The sequence below is a fragment of the Streptomyces sp. NPDC088246 genome (assembly GCF_044741025.1).
In the GTDB taxonomy this organism is placed as follows: Bacteria; Actinomycetota; Actinomycetes; order Streptomycetales; family Streptomycetaceae; genus Streptomyces.
Genome location: NZ_JBIURV010000007.1, coordinates 30,391 through 51,979 on the forward strand (window position 1 = coordinate 30,391; position 21,589 = coordinate 51,979).

Annotated in this window: 17 protein-coding genes; 11 read left to right on the forward strand and 6 right to left on the reverse strand. The window is 69.2% G+C overall.

What is annotated here, in order from left to right:
* The first annotated feature begins 86 nt into the window (after positions 1-86).
* The 4 genes from ACIPEK_RS12255 to ACIPEK_RS12270 all read left to right on the forward strand — a co-directional run bounded on the left by ACIPEK_RS12255 (position 87) and on the right by ACIPEK_RS12270 (position 6,392).
* Entirely contained in the window at positions 87-1,511 is a 1,425-nt protein-coding gene (locus ACIPEK_RS12255) for a class II fumarate hydratase (protein ID WP_383075324.1), read from the forward strand.
* A 278-nt stretch (positions 1,512-1,789) separates the two neighbouring features.
* On the forward strand, positions 1,790-2,488 hold the full coding sequence (locus ACIPEK_RS12260) for a DUF402 domain-containing protein (protein ID WP_401994136.1): 699 nt from the start codon (positions 1,790-1,792) through the stop codon (positions 2,486-2,488).
* A 371-nt stretch (positions 2,489-2,859) separates the two neighbouring features.
* Positions 2,860-4,791: a SpoIIE family protein phosphatase gene (locus ACIPEK_RS12265; RefSeq protein ID WP_401994139.1), complete on the forward strand. Its 1,932-nt coding sequence runs from the start codon at positions 2,860-2,862 to the stop codon at positions 4,789-4,791.
* A 131-nt stretch (positions 4,792-4,922) separates the two neighbouring features.
* Positions 4,923-6,392: a catalase gene (locus ACIPEK_RS12270; RefSeq protein WP_401994142.1), complete on the forward strand. Its 1,470-nt coding sequence runs from the start codon at positions 4,923-4,925 to the stop codon at positions 6,390-6,392.
* A gap of 73 nt (positions 6,393-6,465) precedes the next feature.
* Here the strand turns inward: ACIPEK_RS12270 and ACIPEK_RS12275 are convergent, their stop codons facing one another.
* Entirely contained in the window at positions 6,466-8,718 is a 2,253-nt protein-coding gene (locus ACIPEK_RS12275; RefSeq protein WP_401994145.1) for a transglycosylase domain-containing protein, read from the reverse strand.
* Between the two features lie 223 nt (positions 8,719-8,941).
* Between ACIPEK_RS12275 and ACIPEK_RS12280 the strand changes: the two genes are divergently transcribed.
* From ACIPEK_RS12280 to ACIPEK_RS12300, 5 genes are all read left to right on the forward strand, one after another.
* Positions 8,942-9,913 (forward strand): SPFH domain-containing protein, encoded by a 972-nt coding sequence (locus ACIPEK_RS12280; RefSeq protein WP_401994148.1) that lies wholly within the window; start codon positions 8,942-8,944, stop codon positions 9,911-9,913.
* Positions 9,910-10,155, forward strand: a complete 246-nt coding sequence (locus ACIPEK_RS12285; protein ID WP_401994151.1) for a hypothetical protein — start codon at positions 9,910-9,912, stop codon at positions 10,153-10,155. The genes ACIPEK_RS12280 and ACIPEK_RS12285 overlap by 4 nt, the downstream gene beginning before the upstream one ends.
* 103 nt (positions 10,156-10,258) lie before the next feature.
* Entirely contained in the window at positions 10,259-10,783 is a 525-nt protein-coding gene (locus tag ACIPEK_RS12290; protein WP_361442573.1) for a PadR family transcriptional regulator, read from the forward strand.
* A complete protein-coding gene (locus ACIPEK_RS12295) occupies positions 10,780-11,466 on the forward strand; it encodes an ABC transporter ATP-binding protein (protein ID WP_383850597.1) in 687 nt (228 codons plus the stop codon). The genes ACIPEK_RS12290 and ACIPEK_RS12295 overlap by 4 nt, the downstream gene beginning before the upstream one ends.
* Positions 11,463-13,862 carry an FtsX-like permease family protein gene (locus ACIPEK_RS12300; RefSeq protein WP_401994155.1) on the forward strand — a complete coding sequence of 800 codons (2,400 nt, stop codon included), beginning with the start codon at positions 11,463-11,465 and terminating at the stop codon, positions 13,860-13,862. The genes ACIPEK_RS12295 and ACIPEK_RS12300 overlap by 4 nt, the downstream gene beginning before the upstream one ends.
* Before the next feature lie 62 nt (positions 13,863-13,924).
* On the opposite strand, the gene ACIPEK_RS12305 is transcribed toward ACIPEK_RS12300, so the two are convergent.
* Positions 13,925-14,884, reverse strand: coding sequence for a hydrogen peroxide-inducible genes activator (locus tag ACIPEK_RS12305; RefSeq protein WP_401994157.1), 960 nt, complete (start codon positions 14,882-14,884; stop codon positions 13,925-13,927).
* Between the two features lie 131 nt (positions 14,885-15,015).
* Here ACIPEK_RS12305 and ACIPEK_RS12310 point away from each other — a divergent pair, with 131 nt between their 5' ends.
* Both ACIPEK_RS12310 and ACIPEK_RS12315 read left to right on the forward strand, forming a co-directional pair.
* Entirely contained in the window at positions 15,016-15,570 is a 555-nt protein-coding gene (locus ACIPEK_RS12310; RefSeq protein ID WP_031083404.1) for a peroxiredoxin, read from the forward strand.
* Between the two features lie 12 nt (positions 15,571-15,582).
* Positions 15,583-16,116, forward strand: a complete 534-nt coding sequence (locus ACIPEK_RS12315; RefSeq protein ID WP_401994160.1) for an alkyl hydroperoxide reductase — start codon at positions 15,583-15,585, stop codon at positions 16,114-16,116.
* Positions 16,117-16,185: 69 nt separating this feature from the next.
* On the opposite strand, the gene ACIPEK_RS12320 is transcribed toward ACIPEK_RS12315, so the two are convergent.
* The 4 genes from ACIPEK_RS12320 to ACIPEK_RS12335 all read right to left on the reverse strand — a co-directional run bounded on the left by ACIPEK_RS12320 (position 16,186) and on the right by ACIPEK_RS12335 (position 21,406).
* Entirely contained in the window at positions 16,186-17,610 is a 1,425-nt protein-coding gene (locus tag ACIPEK_RS12320) for an AI-2E family transporter (RefSeq protein ID WP_401994163.1), read from the reverse strand.
* Positions 17,611-17,745: 135 nt separating this feature from the next.
* On the reverse strand, positions 17,746-18,453 hold the full coding sequence (locus tag ACIPEK_RS12325) for a transglycosylase SLT domain-containing protein (protein ID WP_401994166.1): 708 nt from the start codon (positions 18,451-18,453) through the stop codon (positions 17,746-17,748).
* 390 nt (positions 18,454-18,843) lie between these two features.
* Positions 18,844-20,166: a PhoH family protein gene (locus ACIPEK_RS12330; RefSeq protein ID WP_401994169.1), complete on the reverse strand. Its 1,323-nt coding sequence runs from the start codon at positions 20,164-20,166 to the stop codon at positions 18,844-18,846.
* A gap of 478 nt (positions 20,167-20,644) precedes the next feature.
* Entirely contained in the window at positions 20,645-21,406 is a 762-nt protein-coding gene (locus ACIPEK_RS12335) for an isoprenyl transferase (RefSeq protein WP_327273203.1), read from the reverse strand.
* Positions 21,407-21,589 lie beyond the last annotated feature (183 nt).

A 21,589-nucleotide genomic window follows, 5' to 3' on the forward strand; every position in this document is an offset into this window, starting at 1 on the left:
TTACCCCCGGTATTTACTGGCCGGTAGGCGACTTGGGAATACACAGAACAAGACAAGTGCTCAACTTTTTCAGGAGGTTGAACCCCATGGACGACGCACAGGCCACCGCACAGACCCCCGCGGACGGCACGGATTTCCGCATCGAGCACGATTCGATGGGCGAGGTGAGGGTGCCGAAGGACGCCAGGTGGCGGGCCCAGACACAGCGCGCGGTGGAGAACTTCCCGATCTCCGGCCAGCGCCTGGAGCGGGCCCACATCGAGGCCCTGGCCCGGATCAAGGCGGCCGCGGCCAAGGTGAACGCCGGGCTGAAGGTGCTCGACCCGGACATCGCCCTGGCCATCCAGGAGGCCGCCGAGGAGGTCGCCGAGGGGCGCTGGGACGCACACTTCCCGATCGATGTCTTCCAGACCGGGTCCGGCACCTCGTCCAACATGAACACCAATGAGGTCGTGGCCACCCTCGCCACCGAGCGCCTGGGCCGCGAGGTCCACCCCAACGACCACGTCAACGCCTCGCAGTCGTCCAACGACGTCTTCCCGTCCTCCATCCACATCGCCGCGACCGCGGCCGTCACCGGCGAACTGATCCCGGCGCTGGACCATCTGGCTGCCGCCCTGGAACGCAAGTCCGCCGAGTTCGCGACGGTCGTGAAGTCGGGACGTACGCATCTGATGGACGCCACGCCCGTCACTCTGGGCCAGGAGTTCGGCGGCTACGCGGCACAGGTCCGGTACGGCATCGAGCGGCTGCGCGCTTCCCTCCCCCGCCTCGCCGAGCTGCCGCTGGGCGGCACGGCCGTCGGCACCGGCATCAACACCCCGCCCGGCTTCTCCGCCGCCGTCATCGCCGAGGTCGCCCGCGCCACCGGGCTGCCGCTCACCGAGGCCAGGGACCACTTCGAGGCGCAGGGCGCGCGGGACGGGCTCGTGGAGACGTCCGGCCAGCTCCGTACCCTCGCCGTCTCGCTCACCAAGATCTCCAACGATCTGCGCTGGATGGCGTCCGGGCCGCGCACCGGTTTGGCCGAGATCAGCCTTCCCGACCTCCAGCCGGGCTCGTCGATCATGCCGGGGAAGGTGAATCCGGTCATTCCCGAGGCCGTTCTGATGGTCGCGGCCCAGGTGATGGGGAACGACCAGACGGTCGCCGTCGCGGGCGCGGCGGGCAATTTCGAACTGAATGTGATGCTTCCGGTCATCGCGAAGAATCTGCTGGAGTCGGTGCGGCTGCTGGCCAATGTCTCCCGGCTGCTCGCGGACCGGACGGTCGACGGGATCACCGCGAACGTGGAGCGGGCCAGGGAGTACGCGGAGTCCTCGCCGTCCGTCGTCACCCCGCTGAACAAGTACATCGGTTACGAGGAGGCGGCGAAGGTCGCCAAGAAGTCCCTGGCCGAGCGCAGGACGATCCGCGAGGTGGTGCTGGACTCGGGATATGTCGAGCGCGGCGATCTCACGGTGGAGCAGCTCGACGAGGCGCTGGACGTGTTGCGCATGACCCGCCCGTGACATGCGTCGCGGCAACCGGGCCGCGGCATCTCCGAGAGGGGCCGGTAATGGGGGGTGGGAGAAGGAGCGGGGCTGGGTGCGTGCAGCTGCAAGGCGGAGGAGGAAGGCAACGCGAAGGGGGTCCCCCCATGCCTTCAGGGCTATGGAGGAGTTGGTGACCGACCACAACGCCGGAGGGGGTCCCCCTGGCCCTCAAGGCGTCCCTTAAGGCCTCGGGGGAGTGCGTGCCCAGCCGCGTGACGCCGCCCCCCGATTACCGGCCCCTCTAAGATCTGCCCATGGCAGGTAGTGGATACAACGAGCACTGGGCGCCGGGCGATCAGATCCTGTGGCGCTACCGCGGCAACGGCCCGCTGCGGCGGGACGCCGCGCCGGATCACGCTCAGGGCCCGGTCCACATCTGCCGCCCCGTCACCGTCGTCCAGGACACCGACGAATTGCTCGCCGTGTGGGTGGCACCCGGCACCGAGTGTGTGAAGCCGGTGCTGGCGAACGGCACCGAGGTGCACGACGAGCCGCTCGCCACCCGCTACACCGCCCCGCGCACCACCGCCCGCTCGGCATGGCTCGGCAACGGCGTGCTGAAGCTCGCCCGTCCCGGTGAACCCTGGTCGGTCTGGCTGTTCTGGGAGCCCGGCTGGCAGTTCCGCAGCTGGTACGTGAACCTGGAGGAACCGCGCACCCGCTGGGCGGGCGGCATCGACTCCGAGGATCACTTTCTCGACATCTCCGTGTACCCGGACCGCAGCTGGGTCTGGCGCGACGAGGACGAGTTCGCCCAGGCGCAGCGGGTCGGTCTGATGGCCCCGCAGACCGCGCAGCGGGTACGGGAGGCGGGCCTCGCGGCCGTCGAGGTGATCCGGAACTGGGGCACGCCGTTCCGGGACGGCTGGGAGGACTGGCGGCCCGATCCGCACTGGCAGGTTCCCGCACTCCCGGATGACTGGGACCGTACCCCCTCGCATATGCCGTCGTGAGACCCTTGATGCACCCCAGGGGGGCAAACGTAGGATCGTCCTCCGGAGGGCCGCTCCGCTCCAACCGGCGCACGCGGCACCGGACCTGACCGCAAGTCATCGCACGAGCACAACGCACTGCATGAGCTGTATGAGCAGCATCAGTCGTATGAATCGCATGAGCCACTACGAGGGGGTGGAGACGTGCTCGCTTTCGCCCGCCCCGTCGCCGGAAACGTTGTCACCGAACTACGCGTCGGGCATCCGGTTTCGGCCCCTCGTTCGAGGGCATCCGGTGACAGCCGTTGTTATCGCCGCTCTTGCCGGGGCACAGTAGCGCCCCACGAGGTGATTGCCTCATACAACCGGCCCGGACGGACGGAACCCCACGCGTGACGGAGCATCCCACCTCCCACGAAGGCCGGCAGCCTCTTGCCGCCCGGTCGCAGGAACGCACCCGGCCACGGCAGCAGGATGCCGCGCCGGCCGCTTCCCCTGCCACCGCCGCGATCCCCGGCCCGGCCACGGCGCCGGGCGCGGGAGCGAATCCGGCGGCTTCCGCGGCGAACCCCGGCCCCGCAGGACTCGACCCACAGGCCGCGGCCCGTCGCGAGGGCGACCGGCTGCGCTTCGTGGGGGCCGCCACCCGGCGGATCGCCCGCGGCATAGACCTGGACGAGATCGTGCTGGGCCTGTGCCGGGCCAGCGTGCCGACGTTTTCCGACGCCATACTGGTCTACCTCCGCGACCCGCTCCCGGTCGGCGACGAGCGGCCGGTCTCCCCGTTCGTGCTGCGGCTGCGCCGGTCGGACCGGCTGCGTTTAAACGAGGCGGAGACCGAGACCTCGTCGGAGATCGAACGGCTGCGGCTGCCCGCCATCGATCCGCACGGCGATCTGACCCCGGCTGCCGAGCTGTGCGAGGTCCGCTCGGGCGGCGCGCTCGCCGAGGTGCTGCGCGGTGTACGGCCGGTCTTCGGGGACTCCGCAGCGGCCCGCGCCGCGCTGCCCGAACTGCTCGGTACCGGACGGGCCGTACCCACCGGGCACCGGGCGATCCTCGCCCCGCTGCGCGGACGGCGACGGGTGATCGGCGCCGCCGTCTTCCTGCGCGGGACCGAACGGCCGCCCTTCGAGGCCAATGACCTGCTGGTCGCCGCCCAGTTGGCGACGCACACCGCGCTCGGCATCGACAAGGCCGTGCTGTACGGACGCGAGGCGTACATCGCCGACGAGCTGCAGCGCACCATGCTGCCCGACTCGCTGCCGCAGCCGACCGGTGTCCGGCTCGCCTCCCGCTATCTCCCGGCCGCCGAGACGGCCCGGGTCGGCGGCGACTGGTACGACGCGATCCCACTGCCCGGGAGCAGGGTCGCCCTGGTCGTCGGCGACGTCATGGGCCACTCCATGACGTCCGCGGCGATCATGGGGCAACTGCGCACCACCGCGCAGACCCTCGCCGGGCTCGACCTGCCGCCGCAGGAGGTGCTGCACCACCTCGACGAGCAGGCGCAGCGGCTCGGCAGCGACCGCATGGCGACCTGCCTGTACGCGGTGTACGACCCCGTCGCGCACCGCATCACCATTGCCAACGCCGGACATCCGCCGCCCGTCCTGCTCCATCTGGGCGGCCGCGCGGAGGTGCTGCGGGTGCCGCCCGGCGCTCCGATCGGCGTCGGCGGTGTGGACTTCGAAGCCGTCGAGCTGGACGCTCCCGCGGGCGCCACGCTGCTCCTTTACACCGACGGTCTGGTGGAGTCCCGGCTGCGGGACGTCTGGACCGGGATCGAGCAGCTGCGCGAACGTCTCGCCGCCACCGCCCGGCTCACCGGCCCGGATCATTCGCCGCCGCTGGAGGCCCTCTGCGACGACGTGCTCGACATGCTCGGACCCGGCGACCGGGACGACGACATCGCGCTGCTGGCCGCACGGTTCGACGGGATCGCGCCAAGTGATGTCGCGTACTGGCACCTGGAACCGGAGGAGACAGCTCCGGGACAGGCCCGCAGGCTGGCCCGCCGGGCGCTGAACCGTTGGGGGCTCGACGATCTCTCCGACTCGGTGGAGCTGCTGGTCAGCGAGGTGGTCACCAACGCGGTGCGCTACGCGGAGCGGCCGGTGACACTGCGGCTGCTGCGCACCGACATCCTGCGCTGCGAGGTCGGCGACGACGCACCACAGCTGCCCCGGCAGCGCCGGGCCCGGGACATGGACGAGGGCGGCCGCGGCCTGTTCCTCGTGAACCGGCTGGCCAGACGGTGGGGGGCGACGCGTCTTTCGACCGGCAAGGTGGTCTGGTTCGAGATGCCGACCCGGGGCCAGTAGGGGGCCGGGCAGGGGCGGAGAAGAGCCCTGCACGGACGGTAGCCAAATGTTGCCGACCTCCTGTCGGCGGAGTTGACTTCAGTCGTGAACGAGACGACCTGACCGAAACCCCCACCGACGGGAGGACGCTCGTGCCTGAGGAATCGAAGACCAGGAACACCCCCTACACCACGAACAACGCCGGAATCCCGGTGGAGAGCGATGAACACTCGCTCACTGTCGGATCCGACGGTCCGATCCTGCTCCAGGACCACTACCTCATCGAGAAAATGGCCCAGTTCAACCGGGAACGGGTCCCCGAGCGAGTGGTCCACGCCAAGGGCTCCGGTGCCTACGGCATTTTCAAGGTGACCAGCGACGTCAGCCAGTTCACCAAGGCCGACCTCTTCCAGCCGGGCAAGCAGACCGCCATGCTCGCCCGCTTCTCCACGGTCGCCGGTGAACAGGGCTCTCCCGACACCTGGCGCGACCCTCGTGGGTTCGCCCTGAAGTTCTACACGGAGCACGGCAACTACGACATGGTCGGCAACAACACGCCGATCTTCTTCGTGCGCGACCCGATGAAGTTCCAGGACTTCATCCGCTCGCAGAAGCGCCGCCCGGAGAGTGCCCTGCGTGACCACGACATGCAGTGGGACTTCTGGACCCTCTCCCCCGAGTCCGCGCACATGGTCACCTGGCTGATGGGCGACCGCGGCATCCCGAAGACGTACCGCAACATGAACGGCTACAGCTCGCACACCTATATGTGGGTGAACGCGGGCGGCGAGAGGTTCTGGGTCAAGTACCGCTTCAAGACCGACCAGGGCATCGACTTCTACCCCCAGGCCGAGGCCGACGAGATCGCGGGCAGCGACGGCGACATCCACCGCCGCGACCTGTTCGAGTCGATCAAGCGGGGTGATCACCCGAGCTGGACGCTGTACGTCCAGATCATGCCGTTCGACGATGCGCCGGACTACCGGTTCAACCCGTTCGACCTCACGAAGGTGTGGCCGCACGGCGACTACCCGGAGATCGAAGTCGGCCGGATGACGCTCAACGAGAACCCCGAGGACTTCTTCGTCCACATCGAGCAGGCGTCCTTCGAGCCGTCGAACCTGGTGCCCGGCATCGGTCCGTCGCCCGACAAGATGCTGCTCGGCCGGCTCTTCTCGTACCCGGACACCCACCGGTACCGGATCGGCCCGAACTACGCGCAGCTGCCGCCGAACCGTCCGCGGTTCGGCCGGAACTCGTACGCGAAGGACGGCCCGATGCGGTACGAGCCGGCTCGTACGGGAGCGGTCTACGCACCGAACTCGTACGGCGGTCCGGCCGCGGACACCGAACGCTACGGCGACCCGGCGGGCTGGGCCACGGCGGGCGAGATGGTGCACGAGGCGTACAAGCTGCACCGCGAGGACGACGACTGGGGCCAGGCGGGCACGATGGTGCGCAAGGTCCTGGACGACGCGGCGCGTGATCGGCTGGTGTCGAACATTTCCGGCCATCTGCTGGACGGGGTGAGCGCCCCGGTCCTGGAGCGGGCGCTGCAGTACTGGCGCAACGTGGACAAGGACCTCGGCGACCGGATCGCGAAGAAGGTCAACGGCGGCTGACACCGTCGTGCGCGGACGCATGAGTGAGGGGCGGTACCGGCCGGCACCGCCCCTCACTCATGTCCTCACGTCCTCACTGTCCGGGCGGGTTCTTCGCCACGTTGTTGCCGACGACGTTGTTGCCGTTGCCCGGCGGGCCGGGGTCCCCTCCCTCGCCCGGAAGACCCGGGGACTGGCTCGGCGGCGGCTCCGGGGACTGGCTCGGCGGCGGCTCCGGCGACTGGCTGGCCGGCTGGCTGGGCCCGTCGCTCGGGCTCTGCGCCGGCCGGCTCGGTTCCTTGGACGGGGGCTGCGTCGGGCTCTCCGGTGCCGAGGGGGTGTTCGACGGGGTCGTCGGTACGGTGGCCTCGCCGCGCTCGACGTCCTGCAGGTCGAACTGGGCACTGGAGCCGCCGCCCAGCGCGCCGAGGGTGTAGTCCGCCCAGATCTGCGCCGGGAAGCCGCCACCGTTGGCACGGCCTGAGTTGGCGGTACCGGTCAGACTGACCTGGCCGCCGCCGTCCTTGGGGGATTCGCCGAAGAGCGCCACGACCGTGGTGAGCTCCGGGGTGTAGCCCGCGAACAGAGCGGCCTTGTTGTTCTCCGAGGTGCCCGTCTTGCCCGCCGCCTCGTAGGCCGAGGTGTTGGCCGCCCGGCCGGAGCCACTGTCCACGACGCCCTTCAGGACGGAGGTCACGGTGTCGGCGGACTTACGGCTGATCACCTGGTCGCCGATTCCCTTGACCGGTTCGTATGTCCGGTCGCGGTTCTTGGCGGACTTCACGATGAACGGGGTGACCTTCTTGCCGTGGTTGTCGAGCGTGGCGTACGCGCCCGCCATGTCCCAGGTCGAGGCGTTCATCGTGCCCAGCGAGACGGCGGGACGCTCGGGGAAGTTCTGGTCCGGTACGCCGAGCGCCAGCGCGGTCTTCTTCACCTCGGGCGGGCCGACGTCGACCACCATCTGCGCGAAGACCGAGTTGATCGACTTGTTCATCGCGGTCTGCACGGTGACGTCGCCGTAGCTCTGGTTGTCCTCGTTCTCCGGGGCGAACGGGGTGTCGCTGCCCACCACCGGCCGCTTGCTGGTGCCGTCGTAGCGGGTGTTGACGCCGATCAGATCGCCGTCCTGGGTCTTCGACTCGTTCTCCAGCGCGGAGGCGAGCACCAGCGGCTTGAAGGTGGAGGCGGGCTGGTAGTCCCGACGTGTGGCGTTGGAGTAGTAGTGCTTGACGTAGTCCACGCCGCCGTAGAGCGCGACAACGGCTCCGGTCTTCGGATCGACGGAGGTGGCACCCGCCTGGACGGTCGCGTCGACCTTGTTGCCCTTGCGGTCCAGCTTGGACTCCAGCTGCCGGTCGACCGCCTTCTCCAGCTGCTTCTGCCGCTTCTTGTCGATGTTGAGGGTGAAGGTCCAGCCGCCGGCCCGCCGCACGTCCTCCGTGATGCCCTGCTTGTCCAGCTCCTTGTTGGCGGCCTCGACGAGGTAACCGGTCTGGCCCTCCATGCCCTTGGCGGGCTTGGGCTTGTCCGGGTACGGGAACGTGAGCTTGTCGCGCTCGGCCTTGTCGAGCCAGTGCATCTCGACCATGTTGTCGAGCGTGTAGCCCCAGCGCTCCTTGACGAGCTTCTTGCCGGTGTCCGTCGCGCTCGCCCAGTCGTACTGGCTGGGGGCCTGGAGCAGCGCGGCCAGATAGGCACCCTGGGAGACGTTGAGGTCCTTGGCGTCGACCCCGTAGTAGGCCTGCGCCGCGGCCTGGATCCCGCTCGCGCCGCGTCCGTAGTACGCGGTGTTGATGTACCCGGCGAGGATGAAGTTCTTGTCCTTCTTCTGGTCGACCTTGAGCGAGATCACCAGCTCTTTGAGCTTGCGGCTGACCGTCGGGTCCTGCGTCAGGTAGTAGTTCTTCACGTACTGCTGGGTGATGGTCGAGCCACCCTGCTTGCCCTTGCCGGAGAGCGTGTTGAGGAGGCCGCGAGCGGTGCCCTTCAGGTCGATGCCCTGGTCCTTGTAGAACGTCTTGTTCTCGGCGGCGACGAAGGTGTGCTGCACCTCCTTGGGAACCTCGGCGAGATCCACGATCTGGCGGTTGACCCCGTCACCGGTACGGGTCAGCACGGTGCCGTCGCTGTACTGGTAGACGTTGCTCTGCCGCTCGGCCAGGGCGTTGGCCTTCGGTATGTCCACATACATATAGAGCGCCACGAAGGCGCCCATGATCAGCAGGCAGAACCCGAAGAACGTGCCCAGCATCTTCCGCCAGGTGAAGAGTCTGCGTATGCCGCCGCTCTTCGCAGCCCGCCGCGCTCCGCGCCGCTGGGCTCGTCGCGCATCCGCTCGACCCATTGCTGTGTTGCTCCTGTTTCTCTGCTCGACCAGATCAGCTCAGCCCAGCCAGCTAACACTGTCGGCTGGGACAAAAAGCAAGCGATGCGGCCTTTTCCGGACGTGACAATCAGCACCCGCTCTCTAGGGAACCGACTCACGAGAGGTGCCCATGGTTGCGAATCCAGATAATGTGTAATCACATTGCTAGCACCACGCAGGTCTTTCGAAACGGGGGATCCCCATGTCCGACCAGCACGATCCGCACGCCGTGGCCACCCTGGCCGCCGATCTCACGCCCGACGCCCCTCAGATGCCCGAACCGCAGGTGAGGGAGGTGACGGCACACAGCATTCCCGGCGGCCTCGGCCTGCTGCTGACCGTGATCGGAGTGATCGCCGGAATCGGTCTCGCCATCGTCGGCGGCGTCGTCGGCTCGAACGGGAACAACGGCGTGGGCGTCCCGGTCCTGATCCTCGGGGTCCTGCTCGTCATCGCCTCGTTCTTCTGCATGACGGGTGTGAAGATGGTCGCACCGGGCGAGGCGCGGGTGATCCAGCTCTTCGGGCGGTACGTCGGCACGATCCGTACCGACGGGCTGCGCTGGATCAACCCGCTCACCAGCAGCCGGAAGATCTCCACCCGGGTCCGCAACCACGAGACCGCGGTCCTGAAGGTGAACGACGCCTACGGCAACCCGATCGAGCTCGCCGCGATCGTCGTCTGGAAGGTCGAAGACACCGCGCAGGCGCTCTTCGAGGTCGACGACTTCCTGGAATTCGTCGCCACCCAGACCGAGGCGGCCGTCCGCCACATCGCGATCGAGTACCCGTACGACGCCCACGAGGAGGGCGGCCTCTCCCTGCGCGGCAACGCGGAGGAGATCACCGAGAAGCTGGCCGTGGAGCTCACCGCCCGGGTGCAGGCCGCCGGCGTGCGGATCATCGAATCTCGCTTCAGCCACCTCGCGTACGCCCCCGAGATCGCCTCCGCGATGCTTCAGCGCCAGCAGGCCGGCGCGGTGGTCGCGGCCCGGCAGCAGATCGTCGAGGGTGCGGTCGGCATGGTCGAGATGGCGCTGACCCGGATCGCCGAGCAGGACATCGTCGAGCTGGACTCGGAGCGGAAGGCCGCCATGGTCAGCAATCTGATGGTGGTGCTGTGCGGTGACCGCGCCGCGCAGCCGGTCCTCAATACGGGCACTCTTTACCAGTGACGGAAGAGACCCCCGGGCGCAGGCAGCCGCAGCAGCGCAAGCAGATGCTGCTGCGGCTGGATCCCGCGGTGCACGATGCGCTGGCCCGCTGGGCCTCCGACGAGCTGCGCAGCGCGAACGCCCAGATCGAGTTCCTGCTGCGCAGGGCGCTGGCGGAGGCGGGCCGCCTGCCGGGCACGGCCCGCCCGATCCCCCGCCGGGGGCGTCCGCCGAAGGAGAGGCCGAGCCCGCCCGGCGACTGAGACCCGGGGGCGAAGGGGCGGACCGGGAAGGGCGCGCGAGCCCTCCCCGGTCCGGCACCCCGGGTATACACCCGAGGTATACACACCGTGTACAGTGCTCCGCATGTCTATCGGCCACACCCTGCTCGGGCTCCTGGAGTCCGGCCCCCGCCACGGCTACGACCTCAAGCGGACATTCGACGAGAAGTTCGGCCACGACCGCCCCCTGCACTACGGGCAGGTCTACTCGACCATGTCCCGGCTGCTCAAGAACGGCCTCGTCGAGGTCGACGGCGTCGAGAGCGGCGGCGGCCCCGAGCGCAAGCGGTACGCCATCACCGAGGCGGGCATCACCGATGTCGGCACCTGGCTCGCGCAGCCGGAGAAGCCCGAGCCGTACCTCCAGTCGACGCTGTACACCAAGGTCGTCCTGGCTCTGCTCACCGGCCGGAGCGCCGAGGCCCTGCTGGACACCCAGCGCGCCGAACACCTGCGCCTCATGCGCATCCTCACCGACCGCAAGCGCCAGGGCGACCTCGCCGATCAGCTGATCTGCGACCACGCGCTCTTCCACCTCGAAGCCGATCTGCGCTGGCTGGAACTGACCGCCGCTCGGCTGGACCGACTCGCCGCGGAGGTACGCGCGTGAACCCCGCCGGCTCCCTGCTCAGCGCCGACAACCTGTACAAGTCGTACGGATCGACCCCCGCGCTCGACGGCGCCTCGTTCTCCATCCACCCGGGCGAGGTCGTCGCCGTGCTGGGCCCGTCCGGCTCCGGCAAGTCGACCCTGCTGCACTGCCTCGCCGGAATCGTCACCCCCGACAAGGGCACGATCACCTACGCGGGCCGCGAGCTCTCCGCGATGTCCGACGCCGAACGCAGCGCCCTGCGCCGCACCGAGTTCGGCTTCGTCTTCCAGTTCGGCCAGCTCGTCCCCGAGCTGACCTGCGTGGAGAACGTCGCCCTGCCGCTCCGCCTGAGCGGCACGAAGCGCAAGGACGCCGAACGCACCGCCCGCCACTGGCTGGAGCGTCTGGAGGTCGACACCGTCGGCGCCAAGCGCCCCGGCGAGGTCTCCGGCGGCCAGGGCCAACGCGTCGCCGTGGCCCGTGCGCTGGCCGCGTCGCCGAAGGTGATCTTCGCCGACGAGCCGACCGGCGCCCTGGACTCCCTCAACGGCGAGCGGGTCATGGAGCTGCTCACCGAAGCGGCCCGGTCCACCAATGCCGCCGTGGTCCTGGTGACCCACGAGGCCCGCGTCGCCGCCTACTCCGACCGCGACGTCACCGTGCGCGACGGCCGGGCACGCGACCTGGAGCACGCGGTATGACTCTGCTCGACCACAAGAACGCCCCGGTCGACGCGCCGCCCCGGGCCACCGGACCCACCGGCCTCGCCGCCCTGCTGCGCGACCTCGGCCTCGGTGTCCGGTTCGCCGCGTCCGGCGGGCGCGAGGGCTGGATCCGCACCCTGCTGACCGCCGTCGGCGTCGGCCTCGGCGTGGCGCTGCTGCTGGTCGCCGCCTCCGTGCCGAATCTGCTCGACCACCGTTCCGCGCGCGACCAGGCCCGCTCCGAGACCAAGATCTCCGAATCGCCCGATGCCCCGGTCGAGAAGACCGACACCTCGGTGCTCCGGATCAACACGGAGACCGAATACCGCGGCCGGATCGTCGGGGGCTACCTGATGCGTGCGGACGGTACGCGTCCGGTCGTCCCACCGGGTGTCGCACGCTTCCCCGGCGCGAACGAGATGGTGGTCTCCCCCGCTCTGAAGAAGCTGCTCGATTCCTCGGAAGGCAGCCTCCTCAGGGAGCGGCTGCCGTACCGGATCACCGGCACGATCGCCGACTCCGGCCTGATCGCTCCGGGAGAGCTGTACTACTACGCGGGCAGCGACACACTGACTCCCGCCAACGGCGGCCACCGGATCGCCGGTTACGGCGACCCGGGCCCGTCCGATCCCATGTCGCCGATCCTCGTCGTGCTGACCATCATGATCTGCGTCGTCCTGCTGATGCCGGTCACGATCTTCATCGCGACGGCCGTGCGGTTCGGCGGCGAGCGGCGCGACCGCAGGCTCGCCGCGCTGCGTCTGGTCGGTGCGGACATCCGGATGACCCGTCGGATCGCGGCCGGCGAGGCGTTCTTCGGGGCGGTGCTCGGACTGCTGGCCGGCCTCGCCTTCTTCCTGGTGGGGCGTCGCTTCATGGGCTCCGTCGAGGTGTGGGACGTCAGCGCCTTCCCGGCGGACCTGGTCCCCGACACCTGGCTGGCGGCGCTGATCGTGGTCGCGGTTCCGGTGGCGGCGGTTCTGGTCACGCTGGTCGCCCTGCGTTCGGTGGTCATCGAACCGCTCGGAGTCGTGCGCAGCGGCCGCAACCGCAGGCGCCGGATCTGGTGGCGCCTGCTGGTTCCCGTCGCGGGCCTGGCGGTGCTCGTGCTGTCCGGCAAGGCGGACACCGAGGTGAACCCGTATCCGATCGCGGGCGGTGCCGTGCTCGTGCTCGTCGGGCTCGCCCTGCTGCTGCCGTGGCTGGTCCAGGCGTGCGTGAACCGGTTGCACGGCGGTCCGGTGCCCTGGCAGCTCGCCACCCGCAGGCTCCAGCTGAGCAGTGGCGCGGCCTCCCGCGCGGTCAGCGGCATCACGGTCGCGGTCGCGGGCGCCGTGGCGCTGCAGATGCTGTTCGCCGCGGTGGGCGACGAGTTCAGCCGGATGACGGGACAGGACCCGACGCGGGCCCACTTCTACACGTACTCCGAGACCGTCACCGGCGACGCGGCCACGCGGACCATCAAGAAGTTCCGGGCCACCGAGGGGGTGACCGGGGTCATCGGGATGGTCGAGACGTACGTCGTCAAACCCGGCAAGTACAAGGGCGACGACGTCCAGCCCACCACCTCGCTGACCGTCGGCGACTGCGCGACCGTGCGCGAGATCGCCCGGATCGGCTCCTGCAAGGAGGGCGATGTCTTTGTCGTCCACCCCCGGGACAAGGACACGGCCGACTGGACGGACCAGACGGCCCGCAAGGGCAAGCCGGTCGAGCTCAACTACATAGTGGGGGAACCCGGCGAGAAGTCGAAGCTGTGGACCCTGCCCGCCGACGCCCGGACCGTTCCGGCCCGCCTCGATCCGATGGGCCAGGAACACTTCGGCATCGTGGCCACGGTCGGCGCGATCGACCCGACCACCCTGCCGCACGCCCAGACCAACGCGCAGATCCGGGTGGACCGGAGCGTCGAGGACGTCTCCGAGTACGTACGGAACACGGCGGCCGAGCTCGACCCGGGGATGCGCATCGCCGCCGTGAACTCGGTGGTCCGCGACCGGCAGTACGCCAGTGTGCAGAGGGGTCTCCAGGTCGGCGGGACCGCGACGCTGCTGCTGATCGCCGCCGCGATGCTGGTCTCGCAGCTGGAGCAGTTGCGGGAGCGCAAGCGCCTGCTGTCCGTCCTGGTCGCCTTCGGCACCCGGCGGACCACGCTCGGCTGGTCGGTGCTCTGGCAGACCGCCGTTCCCGTCCTCATCGGACTGGCGGTCGCGATCGCCGGGGGGCTCGGCCTGGGGGCCGTGATGGTCCGCATGATCGGCAAGAAGGTGACCGACTGGTGGCTGTTCCTGCCGATGGCGGGGGCGGGCGCGGCGCTGATCGCGCTGGTCACCCTGGTGTCGCTGCCACCGCTGTGGCGCATGATGCGTCCGAACGGACTGCGCACGGAGTGACGTCGCCGTAGCCGCGAGGGGTGCGGTCCCCGCAACAGGGGACCGTACCCCTTTCCCGCGCCCTACCTGCCCGCCGTCACCCGTACCGGCAGCGCCTTCATCGCCTCCCGCAGCGCCGCCGCGAATTCCTCGAACTCCTCGCGCCGCGCCGCCCCCGTCCGCATCCCCAGCGCCACCCGCCGCGACGGCGCGGGTTCCGCGAAATACCCGGTGGCCAGCGCATCGTTGCGCCCCGTCTCGACCGTCACCGCGGTACGCGGCAGCAGCGTCACCCCGAGCCCGCCGGCGACCAGCTGCACCAGCGTGGAGAGCCCGGCCGCGGTCGTGGTGACCGGCGCACCCTCCGTACGCCCCGCCTCCCTGCATATGTCGAGCGCCTGGTCGCGCAGGCAGTGCCCCTCGTCGAGCAGCAGCAGCGGCAGCTCGCGCAGGGACTCGCGCGGAATGTCGGTGCGCCCGCCCAGCCAGTGGTCCCGCTCCATCACCAGCACGAAGTCCTCGTCGAAGAGCGGAAGTTCGGCCACTCCCGGCACCCCGAGCGGCACGGCGAGCAGCAGCAGATCCAGCCTTCCCGCGGCCAGCCCCTCCAGCAGCGAGGAGGTCTGCTCCTCGTGCACCTGGAGGTCCAGCTCCGGGTAGCGCTCGTGGACCAGCCGCAGCACGGTCGGCAGCAGATACGGCGCGACGGTCGGGATCACGCCGAGCCTGAGCACTCCGGTGAACGGCGCCCGGACCGCCTCGGCCTCCTCCATCAGCTCACCCACGGCTTCCAGCACCACCCGGGCCCGGACCGCGAGCCGCTCCCCGGCCGGCGAGAGCAGTACCTTGCGCGTCGTACGCTCGATGAGCTGGACACCCAGTGCCTCCTCCAGCGCCGACACGGCTCCGGACAGCGCCGGCTGACTCATCCCGATTGCTGCCGCGGCGTCCCTGAAGTGCAGATATTCGGCGACGGCCGCGAAGGCGCGCAGCTGCGACAGGCTGGGCTGTTTGGTCCGATTGCCCTGATTACTCTGCACCACTGATAGGCACCTCCGATCATCACGACCGAGTGTAGCTATTTCCGCTATCAATGCACTCTGTGCCAAGGTGGAGATCGTCCAACCCTCAGGAACTCCCGTAAAAGGGAATTCCTACGCTATAAGGAGAGCGCGTGCTCACTGTCGGTGACAAGTTCCCCGAGTTCGACCTGACTGCTTGTGTCTCGCTGGAGAGCGGCAAGGAGTTCGAGCAGATCAACCACAAGACCTACGAGGGCAAGTGGAAGATCGTCTTTGCGTGGCCGAAGGACTTCACCTTCGTGTGCCCCACCGAGATCGCCGCCTTCGGCAAGCTGAACGACGAGTTCGCCGACCGTGACGCCCAGATCCTCGGCTTCTCCGGTGACTCCGAGTTCGTGCACCACGCCTGGCGCAAGGACCACCCGGACCTGACCGACCTGCCCTTCCCGATGATGGCCGACTCGAAGCACGAGCTCATGCGTGACCTCGGCATCGAGGGTGAGGACGGCTTCGCCCAGCGCGCCGTCTTCATCGTCGACCAGAACAACGAGATCCAGTTCACGATGGTGACCGCCGGTTCCGTGGGCCGTAACCCCAAGGAGGTCCTGCGGGTCCTGGACGCCCTGCAGACCGACGAGCTGTGCCCCTGCAACTGGACCAAGGGCGAGAACACCCTCGACCCGGTCGCGCTCCTCTCGGGCGAGTGAGCTGACAGCGACATGGTACTCGACGAACTGAAGGCCGCCGTTCCGGACTTCGCCAAGGACCTGAAGCTGAACCTCGGTTCGGTCATCGGGAACAGCGAGCTTCCGCAGCAGCAGCTGTGGGGCACCGTCCTCGCCTGCGCGATCGCCTCGCGCTCGCCGAAGGTGCTGCGCGAGCTGGAGCCGGAGGCGAAGGCCAACCTCTCCGCGGAGGCGTACACCGCAGCGAAGTCGGCCGCCGCGATCATGGCGATGAACAACGTCTTCTACCGGACCCGGCACCTGCTGTCGGACCCCGAGTACGGGACGCTCCGTGCGGGCCTGCGGATGAACGTCATCGGCAAGCCCGGCGTGGAGAAGATCGACTTCGAACTGTGGTCGCTCGCCGTCTCCGCGATCAACGGCTGCGGCCAGTGCCTGGACTCCCACGAGCAGGTGCTGCGCAAGGCCGGCGTGGACCGTGAGACCATTCAGGAAGCCGTCAAGATTGCCTCGGTGATCCAGGCGGTCGGCGTGACCCTCGATGCCGAGGCCGTGCTCGCCGAGTAGGACCAGCAGTACCCCTTGTACGAGAAGGGCCCCGAGGACGACCGACCGTCCCCGGGGCCCTTCTTCTGTTCACTTGGTTTTCGTGCCGCCGCTGTCCTCGGGCGGCGATCCCGGCGCGGGCGTCGGGGCGACGTCGATCGCGGTCGCCCCGCGCGGGGACGGCGCGTGCCGCAGGGCTTCCTCCTGCCCGTACGACCGCAGATAGCCGACCACCGTATTGGTGACCGCGACCAGCGGCACCGCGACCACCGCTCCGCCGATGCCCGCGACCATGCCCCCCGTGGCGACCGAGAGGACGACGGCGAGGGGATGCACCCGCACCGCGCGTCCCAGGATGAACGGCTGCAGCACATGGCCCTCGATCTGCTGCACGGCGAGCACCACGAGCAGCACCATGAGCGCGGTGAACACGCCCTCGGTGACCAGCGCGACGACCACTGCGAGCGCTCCGGAGATCACCGCGCCGACCAGCGGGATGAAGGCGAAGAGAAAGATGAAGACGGCGAGCGGCACCGCCATCGGCACCTTGAGGAACCAGATCCCGAGCCCGATGAAGATCGCGTCGATCAGCGCCACCAGGACCGTGCCCCGCACGTAGGCGGTCAGGGTCCGCCAGGCGCGCGGCCCGGCGCCCGCGACACCCGGCCGGGCCTGTGCAGGCACCAGCTTCAGCGCCCAGTGCCAGATGCGCTTCCCGTCGTACAGGAGGAAGAGCGTCGAGAACATGGCCAGCAGCATCCCGGTGAGGACCTCCACCATCACGGTGACGCCCTGCAGCCCGGCGGAGGTGATCTGTTCGGTGTTGGTGCCGATGGTGTCGCTGAGGTTCTTCGCGACGTCGTTGATCTGCTGCTCGGTGACATGGAAGGGGCTGTCGAGCAGCCAGTTCTTCAGGTCGTCGATACCCGTCCGCACCTTGTCGGAGAGAGTGTCGATGTTGTCCATGACCTGCCAGACCACGAACCAGCCGACCAGCCCGATGATGACGAAGCCCAGGATCGCCGTGACCGCGGTGGCCAGTCCGCGCGGCAGACCGTACCGCCTCAGCCGGGCGACGGTCGGCTGCAGCATCGCGGTGACGAGCAGCGCGGCGACGAAGGCCAGAACCACCAGCTGCACGGCGCTGATGACCTTCATCAGCACATAGAGCGTGCCCGCCAGGACGAGCAGCCGCCAGGACGCCTCGGCCGCGACGCGCATTCCCCAGGGGATCGCCGCGACCGGATCGGGCCGGGCCGCCACGGAGGGGGCGTACGCGGGAGGCGGCGGTACACGGTCGGCCACGGCGCCACGCCGGCCCGCCTCGGCCGGTACGGCTCCGGCAGGCACGGCAGAGGGTACGGCAGCCGCGGGTACGGCGGCGGTCTCCGGCGGCTCGATCGGCGCGGCCTCGCCCCCCTCGCCCTCGGCCTCGGCCCTGCGCTGTTCCAGCCGCTCGCCCAGTTCGGTGAGTTCGGCGCCCAGACGGCCGAGCCACCCCGGAAGCTTCGACATGATCGTCCCTTTCCCCCGTTTTCTCTCCCCACCGCTCCCCCGCCGAACCGGCCGGAACGACCGTACACGCGCGAAGCCCCTCACCGTAGGACGGCGAGGGGCTTCGAGAGGTTGAGACCGGAACCTCGGAAGGTTCTAGTACCAGTGGTTGGCCTGCCAGAAGGCCCAGGCACCGCACGGGCTGCCGTACTTGGCGCCGTTCATGTAGCTGAGGCCCCACTTGATCTGCGTGGCCGGGTTGGTCTGCCAGTCGGCTCCGGCACTCGACATCTTCGAGCCTGGCAGCGCCTGGACGAGGCCGTAGGCACCGGAAGACGGGTTGCTCGCCCGGTAGTTCCAGCTCGACTCGACGTTCACGATGTTGCTGAAGCACTGGAACTGGTCGGCGGGAACGATCTGCCGCGCGATCGCCTGGATTTCGGCCACGGTGTACGAGCCCTGCTGCGCGAACGAGGAAGCGCTGCGGATCTCGGAACGGCTGGCGCGCTCGGCCGCGTCCTTCTTGTCCTGGCGCTCCTTCTCCAGCTTGTCCTCGGCCGCCTGCTTCTTCGACTTGGCGTCCTTGGCAGCCTGGATACGGGCCGCTTCCTCCACGGACTTCTTCGCCGACGCGTCGGCCGCGGATGCCTGGGCGTCGGCCTGCTGGGTCAGCGAGGCGGTCTGCACCTGGGCCTGCTGGCCCGCGGGGATGTCGGCGAGCAGCGTGGTGTCGGCTGCGGTCGCCTCGAAGTTGTTGTCGTCGACAGCGGGAGTGCTGCCCGAGGCAACGCCTACGACGGCGCCAACGGTGGTTACGGCAGTGGCTGACGCCACGGCGAACCCCCGGACCGAGATCCGGCTCACACGGTGTCCTTCCAGCATCGCCCGCTTAGGTGACCTCGCGGACGCAATCGTGCCCCTGGCACTGGCCTCCCTACTGCTTGGGTCACGGGAGGCACGGGCCCGGTGGGCAACTCCCCTGGGGGAGTGCCGCGTGATGCTCGCGGGCGGCATACGGACGGCGATTGTTGAGTTGTGTGGTGCGTGGCACCTCTGGAGGTGCGGGTGTGCCGTATGCGGGGCCTGACGGAAGCAAGACTCTGCCGGAACGGCACGCCGGTAGGCAATTCTCTGTTGCGTGTGAAAGCTCACACCTCGTTCGGAGCAAGTGTTTTACGCAAATGCCACCGCAGCACGGTGCCGCCCGGCTAAGCTGCTTCGCTCGCCGGGCGGCACCAACTGTCGCATCCCGTATCAGATCTGGCCTTCCTCCAGCATTTCGGTCACCAGCGCGGCGATCCGCGAACGCTCGGAGCGGCTGAGCGTGACATGCGCGAAGAGCGGATGGCCCTTCAGTTTCTCGACCACGGCGACGACTCCGTCGTACCGGCCGACCCTGAGGTTGTCCCGCTGGGCCACGTCATGTGTGAGCACCACCCGGGAATTCGCCCCGATCCGGGACAACACGGTCAGCAGTACGTTCCGTTCGAGGGACTGCGCCTCATCGACGATCACGAAGGCGTCGTGGAGCGAGCGGCCCCGGATGTGGGTGAGCGGCAGGATCTCCAGCATGCCGCGCCCCAGCACCTCCTCGATCACCTCGCGTCCGGCGACCGCCGAGAGCGTGTCGAAGACGGCCTGCGCCCAGGGACTCATCTTCTCGGCCTCGGTGCCGGGGAGATAGCCCAGTTCCTGCCCGCCGACCGCGTACAACGGGCGGAAGACCATCACCTTCTGGTGCTGCCTGCGCTCCAGGACGGCTTCGAGACCGGCACAGAGCGCCAGCGCCGACTTTCCGGTGCCGGCCCTGCCGCCCAGCGACACGATGCCGACGTCCTGGTCGAGGAGCAGATCGAGCGCGATGCGCTGCTCGGCACTGCGGCCGTGGATGCCGAAGACCTCCCGGTCGCCGCGCACCAGGCGCACATTTCCCTCGGCGGTGACCCGGCCGAGCGCCTTGCCGCGCTCGGACTGGAGGACCAGTCCGGTGTGCACGGGCAGTTCGGCGGCTTCGGGTACGTACAGCGTCTCCTCCCCGTAGAGCAGATCCACCTGCTCGGCGGCGAGGGACAGTTCCGACATTCCCGTCCAGCCGGAGTCGGTGATGGCGAGTTCGGCACGGTACTCCTCGGCGAGGAGGCCGACCGAGGATGCCTTGATACGCAGCGGCAGGTCCTTGGAGACGACCGTGACGTCGTACCCCTCGGCCTGGAGGTTGCGCGCGACCGCGAGGATCCGTGAGTCGTTGTCCCCCAACCGGTAGCCGGCGGGCAGTACGCCGGGGTCGGAATGGTTGAGTTCGACGCGCAGCGTCCCGCCCAGATCCCCGAGCGGGATCGGGGCGTCCAGCCGGCCGTACCGGGTCCGGAAGTCGTCCAGCAGGCGCAGGGCCTGCCGGGCGAAGTACCCCAGCTCCGGGTGGTGCCGTTTGGCCTCCAGTTCCGTGACCACGACGATCGGGAGCACGACTTCGTGCTCGTCGAACCGGGCCATGGCGTTCGGATCGGCCAGCAGGACGCTGGTGTCGAGAACATAGGTGCGCCTGTCGGACATGCGGCGCTTTGTGCTGGTCACCACGGAAGGACGTACCCCCTCGGACGAGGTTGGGGTGCGACGGCGTCGCGGAGCATCCCAATGGGAGAGGACGGACCGGGCTGCGGCCCCGATGCACGGGCCGAGCGCCGGCCCTCCGCGTCGGCCGCACTGTATGTACGGTCCTTCGTGTGCAAGAGGCCTCCCGGGCGAGCGGACTCCATGCCGCTCACTTGGACACGACGTCCGCCTGGTTGGTGACCGGACATCGACCTGTCAGGGGTATTCCCTCGAACACGCGAAGCCATGCCGCCCTGGGGCGGGCGGTGAGACGGGAGCAGTGGCCCGGGCCTGTGGGTTCGGGCACACCACCCGAATGGCTCCGTCCTCGAACGCCGGACGGGCTGGAAAGCGAAACGGTGCACGGCACCGCTCAAGCCCGTCCGGCGACCGCCGACGGGAACCCGGTGCCGCCGGGGACGTCGCCCTCTCCGGGGGACGGGAGCCCTGTAGGGCGGCGGTGTCAGCCGCCGTAGCGGCGGTGGCGGGCTGCGTAGTCGCGCAGGGCTCGCAGGAAGTCGACGCGGCGGAACGCCGGCCAGAAGACCTCGCAGAAGTAGTACTCGGAGTGCGCGCTCTGCCAGAGCATGAAACCGGACAGCCGCTGCTCGCCGCTGGTACGGATCACCAGGTCCGGGTCGGGCTGGCCCCGGGTGTAGAGGTGCTCGGAGATCAGGTCGGTGGAGACGATCTCCGCCAGGTCCTCGAAGGACGTCCCCTTGGCGGAGTGGTCCAGCAGCAGCGAGCGGACCGCGTCCGCGATCTCCTGGCGCCCGCCGTAGCCGACGGCGACATTGACCAGTATCCCGTCGATGCCGGCCGTGGCCTGCTCGGCCTCCTTGAGCACGGTCTGGGTGTGGGCGGGCAGCAGATCGAGCGTGCCGACGTGGTGGACCCGCCAGCGCCCGTCCGCCGCGAGGTCGCGCACGGTGTTCTCGATGATGCCGAGGAGCGGCGTCAGCTCGGATTCGGGCCGGTCGAAGTTGTCCGTGGAGAGCAGCCAGAGTGTGACGACTTCCACATCGGTCTCACTGCACCAGCCGAGCAGCTCCTGGATCTTGTCCGCGCCGGCCTGGTGCCCCTGCGCGGCCGTGCCGCCGGACGCCTTCGCCCAGCGCCGGTTGCCGTCGAGGATGACGCCGATGTGCTTGGGCACCTGGGTGTGGTCGAGGCGGGCCTCCACCCGGCGCGCGTAGAGCCCGTACACCAGGTCGCGCAAGTTCACTGAGTTCACCTCTCGGTTCTGTGCGGGCCCGCCCGCCCCATTGCCCGGGGTCCGGGGTCGTCCCCCTGGGGATCGCCGCACTAGTCCGCAGAGTCCGTCGCCCCGCCGTGCCGTGGCAGTCCCCGAAGCCGCCACATTACTGCGCAGGCGGCGCACCGGCCCAACCCGGCCTGTCACAAGTCC

Excerpts from the sequence above, each read along its gene's own strand:
- ACIPEK_RS12320 (WP_401994163.1), bottom strand. The coding sequence starts at position 17,610 with ATGTCGAAGCTTCCGGGGTGGCTCGGCCGTCTGGGCGCCGAACTCACC.
- ACIPEK_RS12260 (WP_401994136.1), top strand. The coding sequence starts at position 1,790 with ATGGCAGGTAGTGGATACAACGAGCACTGGGCGCCGGGCGATCAGATC.
- ACIPEK_RS12255 (WP_383075324.1), top strand. The coding sequence starts at position 87 with ATGGACGACGCACAGGCCACCGCACAGACCCCCGCGGACGGCACGGAT.
- ACIPEK_RS12280 (WP_401994148.1), top strand. The coding sequence starts at position 8,942 with ATGTCCGACCAGCACGATCCGCACGCCGTGGCCACCCTGGCCGCCGAT.
- ACIPEK_RS12300 (WP_401994155.1), top strand. The coding sequence starts at position 11,463 with ATGACTCTGCTCGACCACAAGAACGCCCCGGTCGACGCGCCGCCCCGG.
- ACIPEK_RS12290 (WP_361442573.1), top strand. The coding sequence starts at position 10,259 with ATGTCTATCGGCCACACCCTGCTCGGGCTCCTGGAGTCCGGCCCCCGC.
- ACIPEK_RS12315 (WP_401994160.1), top strand. The coding sequence starts at position 15,583 with ATGGTACTCGACGAACTGAAGGCCGCCGTTCCGGACTTCGCCAAGGAC.
- ACIPEK_RS12275 (WP_401994145.1), bottom strand. The coding sequence starts at position 8,718 with ATGGGTCGAGCGGATGCGCGACGAGCCCAGCGGCGCGGAGCGCGGCGG.